We start from the raw sequence: 19,609 nt of genomic DNA, 5'->3' as shown, positions 1-19,609 counted from the left end.
GCCATATGTCCATTCAAAACATCAATCTCGGTACCGCTCCAAGCGGCGCTGACGGTGATCCCGTACGCAGCGCATTCGGCAAGTGCCAAAACAACTTCGTGGATTTGGACAGCCGCGCCACTGCCACTGCGGCCATCGCCAATGCAGCACTTCCCGTCACGGGCGGCAACGTTACCGGCACTATCAACAATATCAATCCGAGCCAGACTATCACCGGCCTGCACATGATAAATGTTTCAGGGACTGGCATTGGTGGTAGCTGGAGCGATTGGGTGACGCGTGGCTGCGCGATCCAGCTCGACTGCAATTCCAATGTAAACGCCTATTCATTGATGAGGGCATCGCACTGGGGAGCCAGGCATTTGGCAGCCATCGATGTCTATGAAGGCGGCTCCAGCACATCACGTACGCAAATCAGTTTTCACCTCGGCAGCAGTACCAATGCCTTTCAGTTTATGGAAGGCGGGAATGCATGGTTTGCAGGCACGCTTTCGCAAAACTCCGATTATCGGATCAAGCAGGACATTGTCGATCTGTCGCCCGAAAAGGTTGCCGACAGCATGCGTAGTATTCGCGCGATTGAATACACCGATACGCGTGACGCGACGGCGCGGCGCGTCGGCGTGATCGCACACGAACTCGCCGAACGCTTTCCGTTGCTGGTGGATGGTGTCAAGGATGCTGTGCGAAAAAGCACGCGAACGGAGGGAGACCAGACACCCTATCTCCCTGGAACGGAACCCGAAAATTATGTACCGCCAAAGGCCATCGACTGCGAAGAACCGTTACTGCAGAACGTCAACTATGTTGGTCTCGTGACATACCTAATAGGAGCCTGGCAGCATTCCGATGCTCAGCTGCATCAACTGCAGACCCGAATCAGCGAGCTGGAGGCAAAGCTCTCTCTCGCATAGGTGCGCGGTGTTACAGCTTGCCAAGCCGTATAGCGTGGTAGCTGATAACCCATCTTTAGGTCACCTCGCGGCAATTTATAGTCGTCAATTCAATAGAACTGGCGCTCACACAGGAAACAAACATGAGTATTCAAAACATCAATCTCGGTACTGCTCCCAGCGGTGCCGACGGCGATTCTGTGCGCACCGCGTTTAGCAAATGCGCGAATAATGATGCAGACCTCGATACGCGCGTTTCCGCAGCGTTAAGCATGGCAAATGCTTCTCTGCCAAAGTCGGGCGGCAATCTGACTGGAAAGCTGGTCACCGCTTACGGCATGGGTGAATCCCTTCAGGTCATGCAGCCCATGGTCATCTTTGGCGACCCTAGCGGACGCAAAGGCGGCCTCACCATTACTACAAATGGTTCCAACGCATACAACAGTGCTTATTTGGCTTTTGAGCGGGCGGGAATGTTCGGGTGCTATTTCGGAATCAATCAAAGCAACGAGCTATGCGTGGGCGGATGGTCGATGGGAGCGTCTGTGTTCCGGATATGGCATGAAGGAAATACGGTCGTCGACGCCAACAACTTCATCAAAAAGGCTTGAACATGCAGACCATAATCACGACAGCTTTCAACTTACTGCCGGATGGTTCAGTCGTGCTTGATGGTGAGCATGCACCTGGAGTAAGTGCTTTTGCATTTGGCCAACTTGGCATTGCTACGGCGCGTATCGGCCTCGGCCACTATCGGGTAAGTGCACCATTCATTTCAATCCCCACAGGTTGGCATGCCACCGTATACAAGGATGACAACGACCTACCGACCGTGCACTTAAGTATCCAAAGTGGCGATGGCGTGATCGACGTCTTCACTACGGATACCATCACCGGCGCTGCCAAAGATGTGATCTATATGCTGACCTTACGTGTCGCCGTCACGGTCGATGCGTCGACGCTGACGAGAGTGGATGCAGAGGCGCACGCTACTGCTTCCACTGATTGAGATGGCAAAATAGCGACTGCGCTACAAGCATTACCGCCACTCAGATCAACCGCTCCGCCTCCAACTCACTCTTCAAATACGCGTAGTAAATCGGCGCCGCCACCAGGCCGGGTAAGCCGAATGCGGCTTCCATCGCCAACATCGCCACCAACAACTCCCACGCGCGTGCGCGTATCTGGGTGCCGACGATGCGGGCGTTGAGGAAGTATTCGAGTTTATGGATGAGGATGAGAAAGCCGAGCGCGGCAACACCGACCCACAACGATACGGAGAGGCCGGCAATCGTGATGGCGGTGTTGGAGATGAGATTGCCGATAACCGGCAGCAAGCCGACGATGAAGGTGATGACCACCAACGTCTTGGCCAAGGGGATATGAATACTCAGCAGCGGCAGCACACCCAGCAAGAAGATCGCGGTGAATGCCGTGTTGATGAGCGAAATCTTGATCTGCGCGAAGACGATGTTGTGAAACGCCTCGGCCAATCGCTGGCAGCGCTGCCCCAGGGCAGCGGCCAAGGGGCCGACCTGATGCGCCGGGCGCGCGCGGCTGAGTGCCACGATGGCGCCAAGCACCATGCCGATAAGAATATGCACAAAGACGCGCGCCGCTTCCTTGCCGAGCAATTGCAGACTCAAGGAGTGCTTGCTTACTAATTGCAACGCCATGTCGCGCAAATCTTCCACGCTATCGGGAAGCCACTCCACTACCGTAGGCGGCAACTGTTGGCGCGCCTTCTCCACCAGCGGCATTAATTGCTGTTGCCATAGCAATTCCGGATTGCCGATCTCGGTGCGGAAAAAACTGACTGCTCCGAGAATCAGCAAGGTCAGCAAGCCCACCACAATCACTCCGAGTAGCGCCACGACCAGAACGCGCGCACGGTCGCTGGGAATGCGCTTGCCCAGTAACGGCGCGGTAGCTTGTACCAGTTCGTAGACCAGCAAACCGGCCAGCAGCGCTGGCAGTAGACGCAACCACATCACCATCAACAAAGCCGCCGCTGCCAGCGCGTAGCTGACGATACGGACGATGCCTGAAGGTTCGCGCGGAACGGGCTGGATGGAGTCCATTCGATTCAACAAGGTTTCAAAGTGACCTGCAGTCTGTCAGCAGGCTGCCTAGGCCGCCAGCCCCATGGCCGGATGCATTTAACGGCGATGCGTTGTTGATGAATACGAGACCGCTAATGTCGGTGGCGCAAACGACGAACCGCACCGCGGCTTGTCCGGTAATGCCGCTGTCGTAAACTTTGCGGCCTCGACGCCTCCGCCGATCTCCTGGGGAATCCGCATGTCCATTCGTCTGCCGGTGACAGCCACCGTGCTCGGCCTGCTCAGCGCTTGCGCCGCTGCGCCCACTCAGCCGCCGCAAAAGGCGGCTGCACCGGCAGCGCTGACCCCGGCAGCCACCACCATCGCAGCGAATGACAACCTCAATGCCGTGGCTTGGAGCCAGACCGCGATCGAGCATGACCTGATTTATCTACAAACCTACCGCGACGCTCAATCTCGCCTGCTCGCTGCGCTGAAAGACCCGCACTGGGACGCACTGCCCAAGAGCGACCGCACAACCCCGCTCAAAGGATTAAAACCCGCAATCGTGCTGGATATCGACGAAACCGTGCTGGATAACTCGCCATATCAGGCGCGCCTCATCCAAGGCGGTGGCGACTTCAACGAAGCGAGCTGGGCCGCTTGGTGCAAGGAAGAAAACGCACGCGCCTTGCCCGGCGCCGTCGAATTCACCCAGTTCGCGGCCAAGCATGGCATCGCGGTGATCTACATCTCCAATCGCGCCAAGGACCTGGATGCCGCCACGCTGGCCAATTTGCACAAGGCAGGCCTGCCGGTCGCTGGCCCAAGTGCGTTTCTGGGCTTGGGCACGGTGGTGCCAGACTGCGAACAAGCGGGCAGCGACAAGGGTTGTCACCGCCAGCTGGTGGGTCGCCATTACCGGGTATTGATGCAATTTGGCGACCAGATCGGCGATTTTGTCGACGTTATGGCCAATAACGCCGAGGGCCGCCAAAAGGCGATGACGCCGTATCTGCCGTGGATTGGCAGCCGCTGGTTTGTGCTGCCGAACCCCACTTATGGCTCGTGGGAGCCGGCCCTGTTCGACAACGACTGGGCGGCGCCGCACCAAGAACAACGGCGGCAGAAGATCAATGCGCTGCGCGTGCAGTAAAGTAGAAAATTATAAAAATCATGTTGTTACATAACAAAACATAAAGTATTGCCTTAACTCTGGTCAGCCAGTAACATGACCAGCGCCAACACCTGCTGACCTCAATATTCTGCGGGCAAGGCCATTTCCCTTCCGGCTCTGCCGGATTACCCCGCGAGGCCCAACGCCAGCGGGGTTTTCTTTTTGGGCAACGGCGATGATGCGACTAACGGCCCTTGTTTAGCCGCGGTCGCCGCCCTTACGCTCGCCCTCTTGCACCTCATCCCGCTTGGCAAACCGCCACTTACCGCGAGATTCCCCGATGCGTTTTCACTCGTTACGCCACCTGCTGCTTGCGTTTGTCGCCGTGCTGGCACTCGCTGCCTGCCACAACAAAGACAAAGACCAAGCGGAAGCCGCCAAACCCGGCGGCGAAACGCCCGAAGCCGCTATCCAGCAATCGATCGACCTGATCAAGGCCGATGACTTTGCCGGCTTCTGGAAACATTCGCTGCCGCCTGCCGAGTACGCCACCGTGCGCAGTGACTGGGCGCTGCCACGCCCTGACCAACAACCACTTACCGATCAAGATCGCGCCCAGTTCGCCGACAATATTCGCCAGTTCACCGAAGTGGATGCGGAAACCAAGCTCTACACCCAGTTCAAACCTAAGCTGATGCAGATGGAGCAACAGTACAAAGACCAGCTGCCGATCATGATTGGCATCGTGCAGCAGATCGCCAAGACGGGCATCGACCAAGACAAACAAATGGGCGACACCCAAAAGCAACAGGCACACGACATCCTCGGCGTACTCGCCCCGTGGGCCCAACAAGTCGCCTGGTTCAATCAAGACAAGGCCAAGTCGGCGATCAACGCCGCCGTGGCCACGGCGCGCAAGCTCGATCTTCATAAGGCCGACGAACTGCGCAGCATGGATTTCGACACCGCCATGCAGAAGTACGCCATCGGCTTTACCGGCTTGAAGCAGGTCTTGGGCATCTATGGCTTGTCGTTGGATGACAGCCTGAATTCGGCCAAGGTCACCCCGATCGAAAACAAGGACGGCCACGCCCGGGTAAAGATCGATTACACCCTGCTCGGCAAACCTCTATCGACAGAATATGCACTCGTACAGCAGGACGGCCGCTGGTACAGCGAAGACATGCTGCGCCGCGTGCATGAGGCGCATGCGCGCCTGACCGCTCCCGCCCCCACTGCCAGCAGCCCGGCACCGGCAGCCAGCGGCTCGGTGGCGGCAAAAATCTAGCAAGCCGTCCCCAGCGATGAACCGGCTTACAGCAGTGGCGTGAGCCGCTGCTGTAAGCCGCCGCCGCCCGCATCGTGACTTCCAACAAAAGCCTAACCAGCGCAACGGTTACAATCCGCCGATGCAGAATATGTCGACCCTCGATTCCTCTACACGCAGCCGCTCACCGTGGTGGTTCCATCTGGCCGGGCAGCTGCTGCAACCCTGGGTACGTCTGCGGCGTGATCCGGCCGAACCGGCCGCAGTGCTGCAGCCCGGTACGCCGGTTTGCTATGTGATCGAGCGCGATGGTTTTTCCGATGCGCTGATTCTGGACCGCGCCTGCCGCGAAGCCGGCCTGCCCAGCCCGATGCAATTGCTGTCCGGCACGCGCCGCAAACGGTCGATGTTTGCATTGACGCGCCGCGATGGCTGGCTGTTCGGGCGTAATCGCCATCGCGTGCCCAATGATTTTTTGAGCCAATTGCTGCGGTCACTGGAAGGTCAGCCCGAGCGCGACATCCAACTGGTGCCGGTCTCGATTTATGTCGGCCGTGCGCCTAACCGCGAATCGGGCTGGTTCAGCGTGCTGTTCTCGGAGAACTGGGTCATGGTCGGCCGCTTCCGCCGCCTGCTCGCCCTGCTCTTGAATGGCCGTGACACCGTGGTGCATTTTTCCGCACCGGTCTCGCTGCGCACGGCGCTGCAAGAAACCGGCGACATCCAGCCGGAGCGTTTCGCCCGCAAGATCGCCCGCGTACTGCGCACACATTTCCATCGCATCCGTGCCGCTGTGATCGGCCCCGATCTATCGCATCGCCGCACCGTGGTCGACGCGGTACTCAACGCCGAACCGGTACGCGCCGCTATCGCCGCCACGGTGACCAAGGAAAACATCAGTCACGCCAAGGCATGGCACAAGGCAAAGAAGCTGGCGATGGAAATCGCCGCCGACTATTCGCATCCGGTGGTGCGCTCGGTGTCGTTTCTGCTGTCGAATTTCTGGAACAAGCTGTACGACGGCATCGCTATGCACCACTTCGATAAAGCCCGCGCCGCCGCGCCGGGACATGAGGTGGTGTATGTGCCATGCCATCGCAGCCATGCCGACTACCTGCTGCTCAGCTATCAGCTGCACAAGGCCGGCGTGGTGGTGCCGCATATCGCCGCCGGAGTTAATCTCAACCTGCCGGGTATCGGGCCGATTCTGCGGCGCGGCGGCGCGTTCTTTCTGCGTCGCAGCTTCAAGGGTAACGCCTTGTACTCAGTGGTCTTCAACGAATACCTGGCGCAGTTGATCGATCGCGGCGTGCCCATCGAATACTTCATTGAAGGTGGCCGCTCGCGCACCGGGCGCTTGCTGGCGCCACGAGCCGGCATGCTGATGATGACCGTGCGCGCTTTTCTGCGCGCGCCACGCCGGCCGGTGTTGTTTCAACCGGTGTACATCGGCTACGAAAAGCTGATGGAGGGCAAGTCTTATATCGGCGAGCTCAGCGGCAAGCCCAAAGAGAAAGAATCCCTGTTCGGACTGTTGCGCGGCTTGAAGGTTTTGCGCCAGCGCTACGGCCATGTCGCCCTGAACTTCGGTGAGCCGATCGAGCTGAATCCACTGCTCGATGCCGCCAGCACGGACTGGCGCACCACGACCACCGATCACGACGCCAAACCCGAGTGGATTAACGGGGTGGTCGATCAGCTGTGCGAACGCATTCAGATCAATATCAACCGCGCCGCCGACGTCAACCCGATCAATCTGCTGGGGTTGGCCATGCTGGCCACGCCCAAGCACGCGATGGCCGAGAACGATCTGCTTGCCCAGCTGGAACTGATGAAAGCACTGCTGGAAGAGCTGCCGTATTCGGAACGCGTCACGCTGACCCCGATGGACCCTGCCGGCATCATCGCCTATGGCGAACAGATGGCCTGGATCCGCCGCGTACGTCACCCGCTGGGCGATGTATTGGTCACCGAAGATGAGCAAGCGGTATTGCTCAGCTACTTCCGCAACAACGTATTGCACCTGACCGCCACAGCGGCATGGGTTGCTTGCTGCTTCCTCAATAACCGCCGCATGTCGCGGGCTTCGGTGTTGCGGTTGGGCAAGATCATTTACCCGTTTATCCAGGGCGAACTGTTCTTGCCCTGGGATGCCGACGGCTTTGCCGCCCAGTTGCAGTTGACCATTGATTTGTTTGTGCGTCGTGGCCTGCTCGAATCCACCGGCGAAGGGCGCCTGCTTGAACGCGGCCCCGGCCAGGACGATGCGGCCTATCAGCTCAAAGTGATTGCGCGCAGCCTGATCCAGGCCTTCGAGCGCTACTACATCACCATTGCCGCACTGGTTAAAAATGGCCCACACACGCTCACCGGCGCCGAGCTGGAAAATGCCTGCACGCTCACCGCGCAGCGACTAAGCCTGCTCAACGAACTATCGGCACCTGAGTTTTTCGACAAGGCCCTGTTCCGCGGTTTTATTTCCAAGCTGCGCGAAAGCCGTGTGGTCTGGACCGACGCCGACGGCAAGCTCGACTACGACCAGGTACTGGAGGGCATGGTGCGCGATGCGCGCGTCATCCTGTCACGCGAGGTCCGTCATTCGATTCTGAAAATCACCTCGGGGGGCGATGCCGAGACGGCCAGGCCGCATCCCGTGGAGGAGCAGCCAGTCGTGCTCGAAACGTCGACCAGCGACGAATTGCATCGCCGTCATGTCGAGGCTGAGCACCGGCAGCATCACGGCCATAAAGATTGAATGGGCTGCGCCCTTCAAGATCTTTCCATACGCCTCTTGGCTGCGTAAAGGCCCCCTCCCAGCCTCCCCCTGCATGCACGGGGGAGGCGCTAAACACCGGCGGGCTTACAGCCCCCTCCTCTGCCTGCAGGGGAGGGTTGTGGAGGGTTAAAGCCTTGCGAAGCCCTACAACGCCTTGCACCTCGTAGGTCTAGCCACGCTGCGACTAAGATGGCAGCTCCGCCGTAAGGAAGATGGAAGATGCTTATGTCCGCACGCCTCGCCTTCGTTATCGCGCTCGCACTACCCCTGGCCGCTCACGCCGCCGACGCCCCGACCAGCAACGATGTCAGCCTGCTGCACTGCGCTCGGCTGCTCGATACAGCCACCGGCAAATTGCTGGGTGAAAGCACGGTGATTGTGCAAAGCGGGCGCATCAAGGAAGTGCGTGCCGGCGCTGTCGACCCGAAACCCTACCAGCAGGCGGCCAGCGCAGCCGGCGGCAACTTCAGTTATCGCGATCTGCCGGATGCCACCTGCCTGCCCGGGCTTATCGATGCGCATACGCACCTCACCATGGAAACCAGCCCGACCGGCTACACCGATCAGTTCCGCTGGAATACCGCCGACTACGCGATCCGCTCCGTCAATTACGCCAGGCGCACCTTGCTGGCCGGCTTTACCAGCGTGCGAAATCTCGGCGATAACGATAACGAATCCATTGCCTTGCGCAATGCGATCAATGCCGGGCTGGTGCCCGGCCCACGCATCTATACCGCGGGTAAAGCGATCGGCTCTACCGGTGGCCACGCCGATCCCACCGACGGCTATCGCGCCGATCTGGCCGGCAATCCCGGCATCAAGGACGGCATCATCAATAGCCCTGAAGACGGCTGGAAGGCCGTGCGCCAGCACTACAAGGAGGGCGTCGACGTCATCAAGATCATGCCCTCCGGCGGCGTGCTGGACGAAAGCGCCAGTGTCGATAACGCGCAGATGACCATCGAGGAGATCAAGGCTGTCGTTACTGCGGCGCATGACTACGGCTTTACCGTGGCCGCACATGCACATGGTGCCGAAGCGATCCGGCGCGCCGTTCTCGCCGGTGTCGATTCGATCGAACACGGCACCTTCATGAATGACGACGACATGAAGCTGATGAAACAGCACGGCACCTGGTACGTGCCCACCATTATCGCCGGCAAATACGTGGCCGAGATGGCCGAGAAGCCGGGCTATTACCCAACGCAAATAGCCGCCAAGGCCAGGCAGGTCGGCCCGCTGATTCAGACCACCGCCGGCAAGGCTTATAAGGCCGGCGTGAAAATCGCCTTCGGTACCGATGCTGCCGTTTATCCGCATGGCCAGAACGGCAAGGAATTCGAATACATGGTGCAAGCCGGCATGCCGCCGCTGTATGTGCTGCAAGCGGCTACCACCCACAATGCCGAGCTGCTGCATAAGCAAGATGAGCTGGGGCAGATCGCTCCCGGACGACGCGCCGATGTCATTGCCGTGCCGGGCAACCCACTCGACGACATCACCGCGATGCAACGGGTCAGCTTCGTGATGAAAGACGGCGTGGTTTATGAGGAAGGCGGCAAAACGACCGCGCTGTGAAACGCCTTGCCCAAGATGCTGTGCGCCAGGAATACACCTCGGCGCACTCCTGGCACACAAGTCAGTTTAGACAGCCAAATCCGGGCCTTGTCTTTGCAGTAACACGTGAACATGCCGATGGGCATGCCAAGCGTGCCTACTCTGTTACGGTGCCCGCATCGGGCCCTGCGCCTGTCCCTGCTGCGGCACAGGCGCAGGTTGTTGCAGTGCCTGTGCCTGGTTCGCCGGCGTCGCCCGCAGCGCACGGCTGCTTTGCTCAACCGTCATGTCGAGCGCCTTGTCGGTTTCCACGCTGGCTATTTTCTTGTACGGCGAGTCCATCGCACCTTGCACGGCGAAGGCGCGTGAGGGACCGAGTTCATTCTTCTCGCTCAGCACCACGTGATCGACCTTGGTCAAGCCGGCGTTCTGTGCGGAGACGGTCAACGACGCGGCCAGCCGGTTGCTGCTCTCATCCGGCGTGCGGCCTAGCCCTGCGTCCAGCCGATGCACCGCCGCCAGGGTTTGCTCGTATAGCGGGTTGCTGGGATGCCGCGTATCGCTAAGAAGAGGCGATGAGGATGCCGAGGCGACTGCCACTGATGCTCCCCGAGGCTCTTGCGACTGAGCTTCCTGAACCATCGTTCCCGGCAGCGGCTGGATCAGCACGGCGCGCCGTGAAAACTGGGCATTCAAGATCGGATCGCGCGGCTCGGCCAGCATGGGACGATCCACCGCCTTGGCCAGGCTAGGCGGCACCAGCAAATCGTTATAGCCCTCGGGCTTGGAGCGATCAACCTTACGCCCCAAATTGAACGGAAAGGTTTCTTCCGAGCGATGTATAACATTCATGGCCGGACTGCTCGGCTCGGCGTTTTTGACGAGAAACGGCCTGTTGCTCAACCCATTGAGATAGTCCGTCATCAGATTGTGGTTGCGCACGGCAAGGCCATCGCGGTGGTAGCTGCCGCCAATATCCGAATGCGCGCCCGCTACAGTCAGGCCCAGGAAACGCCCATCGGGCGACAGACCCGGACGGATAATACGATCAGACGGGAATGTGCTGCGACGCTCATCCTCGGCAATGATGTGGATGCCCGAGATCACTGAGGGCGGCGGGCGGCGATCACGGTTATACGGTGTACCGGTACCTACCGCATCAAACAAACCCTCGACCTGAGCCACTTGCCCCGGGGCGACCAATGGAGGATTCCTGTACTTCACATCGGTAATCAGCCCGTCCAGCCCGTACGTGTACCTGGCACCGGTCGGGTCTTGGATACCCCGCTCATGCACTAGGCGCGCAAAACCCGCAGCCTGTTCCGCGCCACGGCTGAAGCCGATAGCGGCCACGCGAATCTCGGCATCGGGATTCTTCTCTTTCCATTCCCAAGCCTGGTCGGTGAACTGTTTATACATCTGCTCGAGGCGCTTATCGTAGGTATGCCCTCTTGCACTATCGACGAGGCGCGTAGCAGGATTGTTTTGGGTACCAGGACCAGCAAAGTAACCGACCTGAATGTGCCCATTGTTTTCGTTTGAGGCGCTAATCTGACCCGCGATCTTGGCAATATTGGTCGCATGCAGGGGGTCTCTATCTTTATCGTTGCTGGTGCCATCGAAGGCAGCCACATAGAGTCGATCGCACGGCCTCTGGTTATTGCCCAGCCTGGTGTCGTCAAACAGCACCGGCACCTGAAAGCGCGACAGTGCCTGGCTGGCGTCCTGATAGGTTCGTAGCTTCTCGTCGCCGGCCTGGTAATACGACACCCCGTCTTGTAGAACGCCATCTTCGCCGAGCTTGTGTTTTTCTTTGGGTTCCTTACCACTCATGTCATTCACTCCCTGAATTAGTAGGTATGGCTCCAGGCCAGAAAAAGATCGTTGCGGCCATAGCTATATTTATTTCCGGGGATTTGTTCCGTCTTGGTCGGCACAAGCATCTTCATATACGCATTAATCGTGCGGTCGTTAACTTCCAGGAAAACATTCGGCACGCCAGCGACCGGACCTTCGTAAAAATCCGCCATGTCTGCTTTAGGCACGCCGTGCCAAATCAGCTCGCTCTTGAAGATGTCGCCGATATCCACCTTGGCCTCATGCGCGACACCATCGTGCGACGTCCAGCGCACCTCGGCCGGAGACGGAAAGTTACTCACGCCCAGATATGATGCCGTGCCCCAACGACGCTGGTAGTCGGGGCCGTCCGGCGCGCCGGATGGATTGTCTTCATACGGCCGGGTGAATTGATGGTTGTCGTACACAACGCTGCAACTTTGCGTGTTGTAGCAGTGCGCCGCAAAGTTATGTGCCATAAACCGCAACGGAACAGCATTGGTCTGTGCGGGTGGTTCGATTCGGGTATCGACTTGATTAGACATGGCGTGACGGCATCCTGTCATCAGAAAGATGGATACAGTAATCGATAGGACAGTGCGACGGAGATCAAACCATGTCGACATCGGGCTACCCTGCCTGTAACTGTAATGAGGCCGAATATAGCGTTCGGCATGAAGGCCCAGCAATGCTCGCGCCGGCAACCCGTCTCGTTAATCGCCGTGACCATGGCCAAGCTGTGACGGCCCGCGCATTAACCCGGGAATAAAACCAGGCCGAACCAACCCTTTCTTAATACATCGTCGATTATCGAATGGACGGGTTTGTTTGCGCTTATCCACCGCCGCCCACTTAAACAATGCCCCCTGACCGCCCGCCTCCTGAGATGCCGGCAGCTGAGTTCAGGCGGCGCCTGCTGTAGCATGTCGCGCATGAACGACCAGCCCAAGACCACCCAGACCCCGACCACCCACTTCGGTTTTCGTGATGTGCCTCTCGCCGACAAGCAAAAGCTGGTCGGCCAGGTGTTCACCTCGGTGGCGCGCAGCTACGACTTGATGAACGACTTGATGTCGTTCGGCATCCACCGCTTGTGGAAGCGGCACTTTGTCGCCGTCAGTGGCGTACGCCGCGGCGACCGCGTGCTGGACCTGGCTGGCGGTACCGGCGATATCGCGGCGCTGCTCAAGCCGGTGGTCGGCGATCAGGGCGAGGTCGTCGTCGGTGACATCAACGCAGCCATGCTTGGCGTTGGCCGCGACCGCATGACTGACCGCGGCCTGGTCTCGGGCTTGCGCTGGGCTCAACTGAACGCCGAAGTGTTGCCGTTTCCGGATAACAGCTTCGATGCCGTGACCATGGCGTTCGGCCTGCGCAACGTCACCGACAAAGACAAGGCGCTCGCCGACATCTGTCGCGTACTCAAGCCCGGTGGCCGCGCCCTGGTGCTGGAGTTCTCCAAGGTACAAAGCGAGCTGTTCGGCAAGCTTTACGATTTCCACTCGTTCAAGTTGCTACCCAAGCTCGGCCAGCTGTTTGCCGGTGACGCCGACAGTTACCAGTATCTGGCCGAGTCGATCCGCAAACATCCGGATCAAGAAACGCTTAAAGGCATGATGGAACGCGCGGGCTTTGGTCGCGTCGAGGTACGCAATCTCACCAACGGTATCGTGGCCATTCACCGCGCCTACAAACTGTAATAGCGCCAGGATGTCTGCCATCCCATCCGCCACCTTTGTCAGCCGCTATCGCGCCTTTGCCGCGACGGCGGCGCTGCTGGAGTGGCTGGCGCTGGCGTTGCAGCTTTATTTGTCGATTCAAATCACCAACGAAAGCGGCCAAGGTGCGTGGGCCGGTGTCTGGATCTACTTCGGCTTTTTCACCACCCTGACCAACCTGCTGGTAGCGCTGGCATTGACCGCCACCGCATGGGGGCCGCGCGGCCAGCTCAGTCGATTCCTTGGACGGCCAAGTGTCTACACCTGCATCGCGATGAGCATCGTTGTCGTCGGCGCGCTGTACAACGCCTTGCTGCGCCAGCTCTGGCATCCCGAAGGCTGGCAACTGGTAGCCGATGTGATTCTGCACGACATCATGCCGGTGCTATTCCTGTTGTACTGGTGGTTTGCCGTACCCAAGAAAAACCTGCATTGGCGGCAACTCGGCTACTGGCTGCTTTATCCCGCGGCATACTTTCTTTATGTGCTGGCGCGTGGCGCCGTCAACGGCTGGTATCCCTACCCCTTTCTCGACGTGTCGGCGCTGGGCTATGCGCAAGTCTGGATCGATGGCTTGGCGGTGTTGCTGGCCTTTGTCGTCGTCGCCGTCTTGCTGATCGCCCTGGGGCGTTGGCAGGCACGGCTACCTACGACATAGATTCTCCGTTCTTCGAGGCCTGACTCATGTACACGCTTTATTACTCCCCCGGCACCGCAAGCATGGTCGTGCACCAGGCGCTGCTGGAAATCGGTGCGCCCTACCAGTTAGTGGACATCGACTTCGACGCCGGCGCACAGCGCAACCCTGACTACCTCAAGCTCAACCCGCAAGGCAAAGTGCCGACGCTTATCCTTGACGGCCAGCCGCGCAGTGAGTCGACAGCCTTGTTGATGATGCTGGCGGAGCGACACCCCGAAGCCGGCTTGGCGCCATTGCCGGGCAGCCCGGAACGCGACGTTTGGCTGCAGTGGATGGTTTACCTCAGCAATACCTTGGCATCGGCGTACCGACTGTGGTTTTACCCCAAGGATCTCGGTGCGCCGGAGCACTCCCCGGCGCAACGTGAGGCCTTGCAGCAGAAAATCCATGCGGTCTGGGACAATCTGCAAGCACACCTGGCCGCTCACGGCCCCTATGTCGTAGGCAAGAACCTATCTGCCGCTGATTTATTGCTGACCATGTATATGCGCTGGTCGCGCAACATGCCGCGGCCGGCGACCGAATGGCCGGCGCTGAAGCACTTGGCCGATCTGGTTCGCGCACGCCCCAGCTGGAGCAAACTCTGCGAACTGGAAGACTTGAGCGCGTGGTAAGTTTTTGCCGGACTGACAGCCTCTTGCCCCGATCTACCCATGTTTGGCCTGCCCATGCCTGGTCTATCCAGGCATCGGCTATCTATCCGTGGCGCAAATCTTCCAGCCAGGTCCCGGCACGTTTTAATTCATCTTCATGCGCCAGGTCGCGCCAGGTTTCTGCCAGCGACGCCGCTTGCCAGCGGCCCATGGAGGGCAGGCTGAGCAGACGCGCGGCATAGGCGGCGGCCTCGCGGCTCAACTCCAAGCCATAGGTCTGCACGCGAAACGCGACCGGCGCATAAAACGCATCGACCGCGGTAAACGTATCACCGGCGAGAAAGGGGCCGCCAAAACGCGCCAGGCCTTCGCTCCAAAGCTCATCGATGCGCGCGATGTCCGCACGCAATGCCGCAGGCATCTCATGCAAGCGGATGCGCACGCCGCAACTCATCGAGCAATGCTCGCGCAGCGCGCCGAAACCGCCATGCATTTCTGCTGCCGCACAACGAGCCCAGGCGCGCGCCGACGGATCCGCCGGCCAAACGCCAGGATGGCGCTCCGCCAGGTATTCGACGATCGCAATCGACTCCCATACGACCGTCTCACCGTCATGCAGGCAAGGCACCCGCCCGGTCGGAGAGAAGCTACGAAAGCTGGCCCAGTTCGAGCCCTCCCCGAACGGCAACAGTTGCTCATCGAACGGAATACCCAGCTCGCTCAATAGCACCCACGGCCGCAACGACCAGGACGAGTAGTTCTTGTTGGCAATATGAAGCACGTACATAGACCACTCCGGGTAATTGAGTAACCGATCGAGCCAAGGTCACTACATCTTATAAAAGCCGTATAGGCGTCTTTTCACTACTATTTTCGCCACGCCGAAGACCTTGCACAGGCCCATCCGCGTTCGGGAAAATCGCGGCAGCGCGGGCATGCTCGCGAGTCGCTCACGCGATGTTCTGGCGGCTAGTCGCTCAACTTACTCATCGAGAATCAGCAGCGTGCCATAGCTGCCCGCATCCACGCTGTGCCGCACCCCGGCCGGCACCAGATACATTTCACCGCGCCCCACCCGCACGGCCTGCCCTTCGACGCTAAGCATCATGTGTCCGTCAAGCACTAGCAGGCCTTCGGCATAGTCATGACACTCTTCAGGGTAAGCCGTGGCGTTCATGCAGATCAGTTTGAGCTTGGCCGTGCCTACGGCGCCGATACATTGCGATGCCCAAGCTTGCGGCAACTGGCCGGCCGCCTCGATCAACTTGATGTGAGTCACGTCGGGTAAGTCCTTATTTACAAGCCGCATCGGCCACCATGGCGGGCGCGGCCACCACCGGTACGGCACGGCGCCGCGCATTGACCAGCACCACACCGGCCACGGTAAGCACGCCGCCAGCCAGCGTCAGCAAGGTGGGCTGCTCGTGCAGCCAGAACCAGCCAATCAACACGGCAATCGGTGGCGACAGGTAAATAAAGCTGCTGACCTGCGAGGCAGGTGCGCGCTTCAAGGCGAGGTTCCACGCGATGTAGCCGATAAAGGTCGGCGCCACCCCAAGCCAGAGCAAACTTAAGATATGCGAGGTAGGCGCGGCAGCCACGGCGGCGGCTAAACCACTGAGGCCAAAAGGTGCCGCACCCAAGGTGCCGACGAAGAAGGTAAACGCGGTCACGCTCATGGTGCTGCTGCGCGCGAACAGCGGCTTCTGGCCGACGAAGTAAATCGCCGAGGCGAGCACGCAGACAAGCACCAGGGCGGCCATCGGCTCGAAACTGACCTGCTTGCCACTCGTCAGCACCACCAGCACCACACCGGCCAAGGCCACGCTCAGGCCAAGCAGCTTGCGGCCGCTCAAGCGCTCACGCAGCCAGATGGCCGACACCGCCGCCGTCGCGCCAGGCACTAACGAGATCAAGATGGCCGCGGTACCGCTGGGACTGCGTGTTTCGGCGTAACAAAGACAGACGTGGTACACCGTCAAACCCACCAGGCCCAGCAAGGCCAACTGCGGCCAATCGCGACGGTGGGGCATCGGCAGGCGCTTGAATATCAGCAGCATGGCAAAACACAGCGAGCCAATCAGCAAGCGGGAAAACGCGACCTGTCCAGGGGTGAATGACGCCAGGCTGTAAGCGATCGCGGCATAAGCTGACGACCACGTCAGCAAGGCCACGGCAATGGCCCCTAGCGCTCGACCATCCAGACGTTCGGTGGGTTCCATGGGGGCGTTCCTACAGCGGGGAGGCGTCCATCGTAGTCGCGGCCTCTATTCCGGTGAATAATGATTCATAGGCCTCCTGGCCATTTTGGTTATGGATCAAACGAAAGATAAGGCCATATGACGATGGAATCGAAAGTCGAGCTGGATAACAAAGACTGGCAATTGATCGAGGCGCTGCAACAGGATGCACGCATGGGTTATGCCGAGCTGGGCCGCAAAGTGCGGCTGTCCGCGCCGGCCGTCGCCGAGCGGGTGAAGCGGCTGGAAGAATTCGGTGTCATTCGTGGCTATCGCGCCATCATCAATCCCAAACAACTGGGCTTCGCGCTGGACGCGATGGTACGGCTGCGTTGCGATGGCGGGGTCTGCGCACGCATCGGCGCGCTGGTGGCGGATATCCCCGAGGTGCTCGATTGCCGCCGGCTGGCGGGCGAGGATTCGGCGCTGCTGCATGTCGTCGCCATGTCGATCTCGCACCTGGAGTCGGTCCTCGACCGCCTGCTGAAGATTCACCCCAGCATCAGCACGACCACCCTGGTGGTTTTGCAGACTCCGCATGAAAACCGGCCCATCACCCGTGCGATGTGGAATGCCGCGGGCACCTGGTCAAACTGAAGACCCATGGGATGCACGGTACCCAGGCGGAAGACAGGGGGCAGATCGAACCGGCTCCGCTACCATCCAGCACGAAAACACATACCGACATGTTTTAGTCGTCACAGAATGAAATGGCTTAGCTCATGAAAACGCTCGACCTCGATGCTGTTAAAGCCTTTGTCCTGATTGCCGATTTACAAAGTTTCACGCGCGCCGCCGAGGCGCTGGACAGCACCCAGTCGGCGATCAGCCTGAAGCTACGCCGGCTCGAGGAGCGCCTGGGCCGGCGCTTGCTGGAGCGCACCCCACGCCAGGTGCGACTGTCTTCGGAAGGCGCCGCGTTTCTCGACTCGGCGCGCGAGCTGGTCGGCGCGCACGAACGCGCGGTTGCCTCCTTTGAGATCGAACAGCGGCGGCTGGTCATTGGCATCAGCCACCAGATTGTCGGCAGCGAACTACCTGGCTTGCTGCGTCGGATGAGCGAGCAGGATCCGAATCTGTTGATCGAGCTGCGCGTAGCCGGCTCGCGCGAGGTCATGCAAGCTTACGAGGAAGGCAACCTCGACGCCGCCGTGGTATTGCAACCGGAGGAGCAACGCCGCAACGGCGAGGCCTTGTTTGCCGAAAGCTTCGGCTGGATCGCCGCCACCGATTGGCAGCATCGCTCCGGCCAGCCGCTGCCCTTGGCGACCCAGGGCGAAACGTGCAGCATCCGTCTGGCCGCCGTACGCGTGCTGGACCAGGCCGGCATTCCCTGGACCGAAGTCTTTATCGGCAAAGGCGCGGCCGTGGTCGGCTCAGCCGCCGCCGCGGGGCTGGCCGTCGCGGTCATCGCCCGACGCACCGCGCCCGCAGGCACCATCGACATCAGCGAGGCCTTGTCCTTGCCCACGCTGCCTACGCATGAGGTCGTGCTGTACTCCGGCTTGCATGACCCGCGCTCGCGCCACGCGTTGCGCACGCTCGCCGTGGCGCTGAAGAGTGCCGCCAGCGCTTAAACCTGCGCCACGATCATCCAAGCCGATCATGGCGGCACGGCCATTGCGGCGACCGCCCTGGCTATCGCGTGTCCGCCCCGCCCGATGCCGAATCAACCGCGATTTCCATCAGGCAATGGATGCCGAGCAAAGCCATGCAGGGAGCCTGATTCCCACAATGATTGCTATGCTCGCGCAAGTTTTTTTCGAGGCCACGCCATGCACGAGCTGTATCCCGAGATCGAGCCGTACCGCACCCACCATCTTCCAGTCGATGCCATTCATACCTTGCGCGTGGAGGACTGCGGCAACCCGGACGGCCTGCCGGTGATTTTCCTGCATGGTGGCCCAGGTGCCGGACTGGCCACCTACCATCGGCGCTTTTTCGATCCGGCGCGCTACCGTATCGTGTTGTTCGACCAGCGCGGCGCCGGCCAATCCACCCCGCATGCCGAATTGCGCGACAACACCACCTGGCATCTGGTCGCCGATATCGAAGCCATTCGCGAAAAACTCGGCATCGAGCGCTGGGTGGCCTTTGGCGGCTCCTGGGGTTCGACCCTGGCGCTGGCCTATGCGCAAAAGCATCCTGAGCGCGTGCTGGGCCTGGTTATCCGCGGTATTTTTCTATGCCGCCCGGAAGAGATCCGCTGGTTTTACGAAGAGGGCGGCGCCTCGTGGATTTTGCCGGAGAAGTGGCAGCGCTATGCCGCGACGATTCCGGTCGAAGAACACGGCAACATGCTGGAAGCCTTTTGGCAGCGCCTGACCTCCGAGGACGAACAGGTCCGACTGGCCGCCGCCAAAGCCTGGGGCGCATGGGAGGGTGGCAGCATCACCCTGGCCGAAAGCCCGGAAACCGTCGCCGCCTTTGAGGCGCCGCAGGTCGCCCTGAGCCTGGCGCGCATCGAGGCGCAGTACTTCCGCAACGGCGCGTATCTTGAGCCCAATCAACTGCTGCGCGATGTCCACAAGATTCGCCATATCCCCACCACCATCGTGCATGGCCGCTACGACATCATCTGCCCGGTGAAGAACGCCTACGATCTGGCGGCGGAATGGCCCGAAGCGGATTTTCACGTGGTGCTGGCCGGCCATGCCGCATCGGAGCCGGCAATTGTCGATGTGCTGGTGCAGGCCACCGACGCGCTGGCCGATCGTTTCGGCTGAGCGCGCGGGCAGCAAAGGAAAAGCGGCGCTTCGGGTCGCAAGAAGTCCCCCCTCGCTGAGGCAAGGGGGGGGGAAGAATGGCATCTTCGGTTGCCACTCCCGGCAGTGGCATACTCGGCGCTTTCCCGCCGGAGCACCCTTCAT

19 protein-coding genes are annotated in these 19,609 nt (G+C 60.2%); 13 read left to right on the top strand and 6 right to left on the bottom strand.

What is annotated here, in order from left to right:
- Positions 1-5 precede the first annotated feature (5 nt).
- From OUZ52_RS01215 to OUZ52_RS01205, 3 genes are all read left to right on the top strand, one after another.
- Complete coding sequence (locus tag OUZ52_RS01215) at positions 6-914, top strand: tail fiber domain-containing protein (protein WP_266156479.1); 909 nt, start codon at positions 6-8, stop codon at positions 912-914.
- A gap of 122 nt (positions 915-1,036) precedes the next feature.
- The gene (locus OUZ52_RS01210; protein WP_266156478.1) at positions 1,037-1,504 is read left to right on the top strand and encodes a hypothetical protein; all 468 of its coding nucleotides are present in this window, start codon (positions 1,037-1,039) and stop codon (positions 1,502-1,504) included.
- Between the two features lie 2 nt (positions 1,505-1,506).
- Positions 1,507-1,902, top strand: coding sequence for a hypothetical protein (locus OUZ52_RS01205; RefSeq protein ID WP_266156477.1), 396 nt, complete (start codon positions 1,507-1,509; stop codon positions 1,900-1,902).
- Positions 1,903-1,942: 40 nt separating this feature from the next.
- On the opposite strand, the gene OUZ52_RS01200 is transcribed toward OUZ52_RS01205, so the two are convergent.
- Positions 1,943-2,974, bottom strand: coding sequence for an AI-2E family transporter (locus OUZ52_RS01200; RefSeq protein ID WP_266156476.1), 1,032 nt, complete (start codon positions 2,972-2,974; stop codon positions 1,943-1,945).
- Positions 2,975-3,194: 220 nt separating this feature from the next.
- Here OUZ52_RS01200 and OUZ52_RS01195 point away from each other — a divergent pair, with 220 nt between their 5' ends.
- The 4 genes from OUZ52_RS01195 to OUZ52_RS01180 all read left to right on the top strand — a co-directional run bounded on the left by OUZ52_RS01195 (position 3,195) and on the right by OUZ52_RS01180 (position 9,673).
- The gene (locus OUZ52_RS01195; protein ID WP_266156475.1) at positions 3,195-4,091 is read left to right on the top strand and encodes a 5'-nucleotidase, lipoprotein e(P4) family; all 897 of its coding nucleotides are present in this window, start codon (positions 3,195-3,197) and stop codon (positions 4,089-4,091) included.
- Positions 4,092-4,392: 301 nt separating this feature from the next.
- The gene (locus OUZ52_RS01190) at positions 4,393-5,340 is read left to right on the top strand and encodes a hypothetical protein (protein ID WP_266156474.1); all 948 of its coding nucleotides are present in this window, start codon (positions 4,393-4,395) and stop codon (positions 5,338-5,340) included.
- A gap of 121 nt (positions 5,341-5,461) precedes the next feature.
- Entirely contained in the window at positions 5,462-8,074 is a 2,613-nt protein-coding gene (gene plsB / locus OUZ52_RS01185) for a glycerol-3-phosphate 1-O-acyltransferase PlsB (protein ID WP_266156473.1), read from the top strand.
- Between the two features lie 246 nt (positions 8,075-8,320).
- Positions 8,321-9,673 carry a metal-dependent hydrolase family protein gene (locus OUZ52_RS01180; RefSeq protein WP_266156472.1) on the top strand — a complete coding sequence of 451 codons (1,353 nt, stop codon included), beginning with the start codon at positions 8,321-8,323 and terminating at the stop codon, positions 9,671-9,673.
- 144 nt (positions 9,674-9,817) lie between these two features.
- Here the strand turns inward: OUZ52_RS01180 and OUZ52_RS01175 are convergent, their stop codons facing one another.
- Together OUZ52_RS01175 and OUZ52_RS01170 are read right to left on the bottom strand one after the other, a co-directional pair.
- A complete protein-coding gene (locus tag OUZ52_RS01175) occupies positions 9,818-11,485 on the bottom strand; it encodes a T6SS phospholipase effector Tle1-like catalytic domain-containing protein (RefSeq protein WP_266156471.1) in 1,668 nt (555 codons plus the stop codon).
- Between the two features lie 17 nt (positions 11,486-11,502).
- Positions 11,503-12,033 carry a hypothetical protein gene (locus OUZ52_RS01170; RefSeq protein WP_266156470.1) on the bottom strand — a complete coding sequence of 177 codons (531 nt, stop codon included), beginning with the start codon at positions 12,031-12,033 and terminating at the stop codon, positions 11,503-11,505.
- A gap of 387 nt (positions 12,034-12,420) precedes the next feature.
- Between OUZ52_RS01170 and ubiE the strand changes: the two genes are divergently transcribed.
- Genes ubiE through OUZ52_RS01155 form a run of 3 tightly spaced genes read left to right on the top strand, consistent with a single transcriptional unit; the run spans position 12,421 to position 14,520 of the window.
- Positions 12,421-13,188: a bifunctional demethylmenaquinone methyltransferase/2-methoxy-6-polyprenyl-1,4-benzoquinol methylase UbiE gene (gene ubiE, locus OUZ52_RS01165; protein WP_266156469.1), complete on the top strand. Its 768-nt coding sequence runs from the start codon at positions 12,421-12,423 to the stop codon at positions 13,186-13,188.
- A gap of 10 nt (positions 13,189-13,198) precedes the next feature.
- On the top strand, positions 13,199-13,864 hold the full coding sequence (locus OUZ52_RS01160; RefSeq protein ID WP_266156468.1) for a Pr6Pr family membrane protein: 666 nt from the start codon (positions 13,199-13,201) through the stop codon (positions 13,862-13,864).
- A 26-nt stretch (positions 13,865-13,890) separates the two neighbouring features.
- Positions 13,891-14,520 (top strand): glutathione S-transferase family protein, encoded by a 630-nt coding sequence (locus OUZ52_RS01155; RefSeq protein ID WP_266156467.1) that lies wholly within the window; start codon positions 13,891-13,893, stop codon positions 14,518-14,520.
- Between the two features lie 82 nt (positions 14,521-14,602).
- Here OUZ52_RS01155 and OUZ52_RS01150 read toward each other — a convergent pair whose 3' ends face one another.
- The 3 genes from OUZ52_RS01150 to OUZ52_RS01140 all read right to left on the bottom strand — a co-directional run bounded on the left by OUZ52_RS01150 (position 14,603) and on the right by OUZ52_RS01140 (position 16,721).
- Positions 14,603-15,286, bottom strand: coding sequence for a glutathione S-transferase family protein (locus OUZ52_RS01150; protein ID WP_266156466.1), 684 nt, complete (start codon positions 15,284-15,286; stop codon positions 14,603-14,605).
- A gap of 195 nt (positions 15,287-15,481) precedes the next feature.
- The gene (locus tag OUZ52_RS01145) at positions 15,482-15,778 is read right to left on the bottom strand and encodes a cupin domain-containing protein (protein ID WP_266156465.1); all 297 of its coding nucleotides are present in this window, start codon (positions 15,776-15,778) and stop codon (positions 15,482-15,484) included.
- Positions 15,779-15,791: 13 nt separating this feature from the next.
- Positions 15,792-16,721: a DMT family transporter gene (locus OUZ52_RS01140; protein ID WP_266156464.1), complete on the bottom strand. Its 930-nt coding sequence runs from the start codon at positions 16,719-16,721 to the stop codon at positions 15,792-15,794.
- Positions 16,722-16,844: 123 nt separating this feature from the next.
- Between OUZ52_RS01140 and OUZ52_RS01135 the strand changes: the two genes are divergently transcribed.
- The 3 genes from OUZ52_RS01135 to pip all read left to right on the top strand — a co-directional run bounded on the left by OUZ52_RS01135 (position 16,845) and on the right by pip (position 19,465).
- The gene (locus OUZ52_RS01135) at positions 16,845-17,336 is read left to right on the top strand and encodes an Lrp/AsnC family transcriptional regulator (RefSeq protein ID WP_266156553.1); all 492 of its coding nucleotides are present in this window, start codon (positions 16,845-16,847) and stop codon (positions 17,334-17,336) included.
- A 125-nt stretch (positions 17,337-17,461) separates the two neighbouring features.
- Complete coding sequence (locus tag OUZ52_RS01130) at positions 17,462-18,316, top strand: LysR family transcriptional regulator (protein WP_266156463.1); 855 nt, start codon at positions 17,462-17,464, stop codon at positions 18,314-18,316.
- A gap of 198 nt (positions 18,317-18,514) precedes the next feature.
- On the top strand, positions 18,515-19,465 hold the full coding sequence (gene pip, locus OUZ52_RS01125; protein ID WP_266156462.1) for a prolyl aminopeptidase: 951 nt from the start codon (positions 18,515-18,517) through the stop codon (positions 19,463-19,465).
- Positions 19,466-19,609: the final 144 nt, after the last annotated feature.

The organism is Dyella silvatica, from assembly GCF_026283955.1.
Lineage (GTDB): Bacteria > Pseudomonadota > Gammaproteobacteria > Xanthomonadales > Rhodanobacteraceae > Dyella_C > Dyella_C silvatica.
This window is presented reverse-complemented; position numbering and strand designations above follow the sequence as displayed.

Excerpts from the sequence above, each read along its gene's own strand:
- OUZ52_RS01140 (WP_266156464.1), bottom strand. The coding sequence starts at position 16,721 with ATGGAACCCACCGAACGTCTGGATGGTCGAGCGCTAGGGGCCATTGCC.
- OUZ52_RS01215 (WP_266156479.1), top strand. The coding sequence starts at position 6 with ATGTCCATTCAAAACATCAATCTCGGTACCGCTCCAAGCGGCGCTGAC.
- OUZ52_RS01170 (WP_266156470.1), bottom strand. The coding sequence starts at position 12,033 with ATGTCTAATCAAGTCGATACCCGAATCGAACCACCCGCACAGACCAAT.
- OUZ52_RS01150 (WP_266156466.1), bottom strand. The coding sequence starts at position 15,286 with ATGTACGTGCTTCATATTGCCAACAAGAACTACTCGTCCTGGTCGTTG.
- plsB (WP_266156473.1), top strand. The coding sequence starts at position 5,462 with ATGCAGAATATGTCGACCCTCGATTCCTCTACACGCAGCCGCTCACCG.
- OUZ52_RS01195 (WP_266156475.1), top strand. The coding sequence starts at position 3,195 with ATGTCCATTCGTCTGCCGGTGACAGCCACCGTGCTCGGCCTGCTCAGC.
- OUZ52_RS01205 (WP_266156477.1), top strand. The coding sequence starts at position 1,507 with ATGCAGACCATAATCACGACAGCTTTCAACTTACTGCCGGATGGTTCA.
- OUZ52_RS01130 (WP_266156463.1), top strand. The coding sequence starts at position 17,462 with ATGAAAACGCTCGACCTCGATGCTGTTAAAGCCTTTGTCCTGATTGCC.
- OUZ52_RS01200 (WP_266156476.1), bottom strand. The coding sequence starts at position 2,974 with ATGGACTCCATCCAGCCCGTTCCGCGCGAACCTTCAGGCATCGTCCGT.
- OUZ52_RS01175 (WP_266156471.1), bottom strand. The coding sequence starts at position 11,485 with ATGAGTGGTAAGGAACCCAAAGAAAAACACAAGCTCGGCGAAGATGGC.
- ubiE (WP_266156469.1), top strand. The coding sequence starts at position 12,421 with ATGAACGACCAGCCCAAGACCACCCAGACCCCGACCACCCACTTCGGT.
- OUZ52_RS01210 (WP_266156478.1), top strand. The coding sequence starts at position 1,037 with ATGAGTATTCAAAACATCAATCTCGGTACTGCTCCCAGCGGTGCCGAC.
- OUZ52_RS01155 (WP_266156467.1), top strand. The coding sequence starts at position 13,891 with ATGTACACGCTTTATTACTCCCCCGGCACCGCAAGCATGGTCGTGCAC.
- pip (WP_266156462.1), top strand. The coding sequence starts at position 18,515 with ATGCACGAGCTGTATCCCGAGATCGAGCCGTACCGCACCCACCATCTT.
- OUZ52_RS01160 (WP_266156468.1), top strand. The coding sequence starts at position 13,199 with ATGTCTGCCATCCCATCCGCCACCTTTGTCAGCCGCTATCGCGCCTTT.
- OUZ52_RS01190 (WP_266156474.1), top strand. The coding sequence starts at position 4,393 with ATGCGTTTTCACTCGTTACGCCACCTGCTGCTTGCGTTTGTCGCCGTG.
- OUZ52_RS01135 (WP_266156553.1), top strand. The coding sequence starts at position 16,845 with ATGGAATCGAAAGTCGAGCTGGATAACAAAGACTGGCAATTGATCGAG.
- OUZ52_RS01180 (WP_266156472.1), top strand. The coding sequence starts at position 8,321 with ATGTCCGCACGCCTCGCCTTCGTTATCGCGCTCGCACTACCCCTGGCC.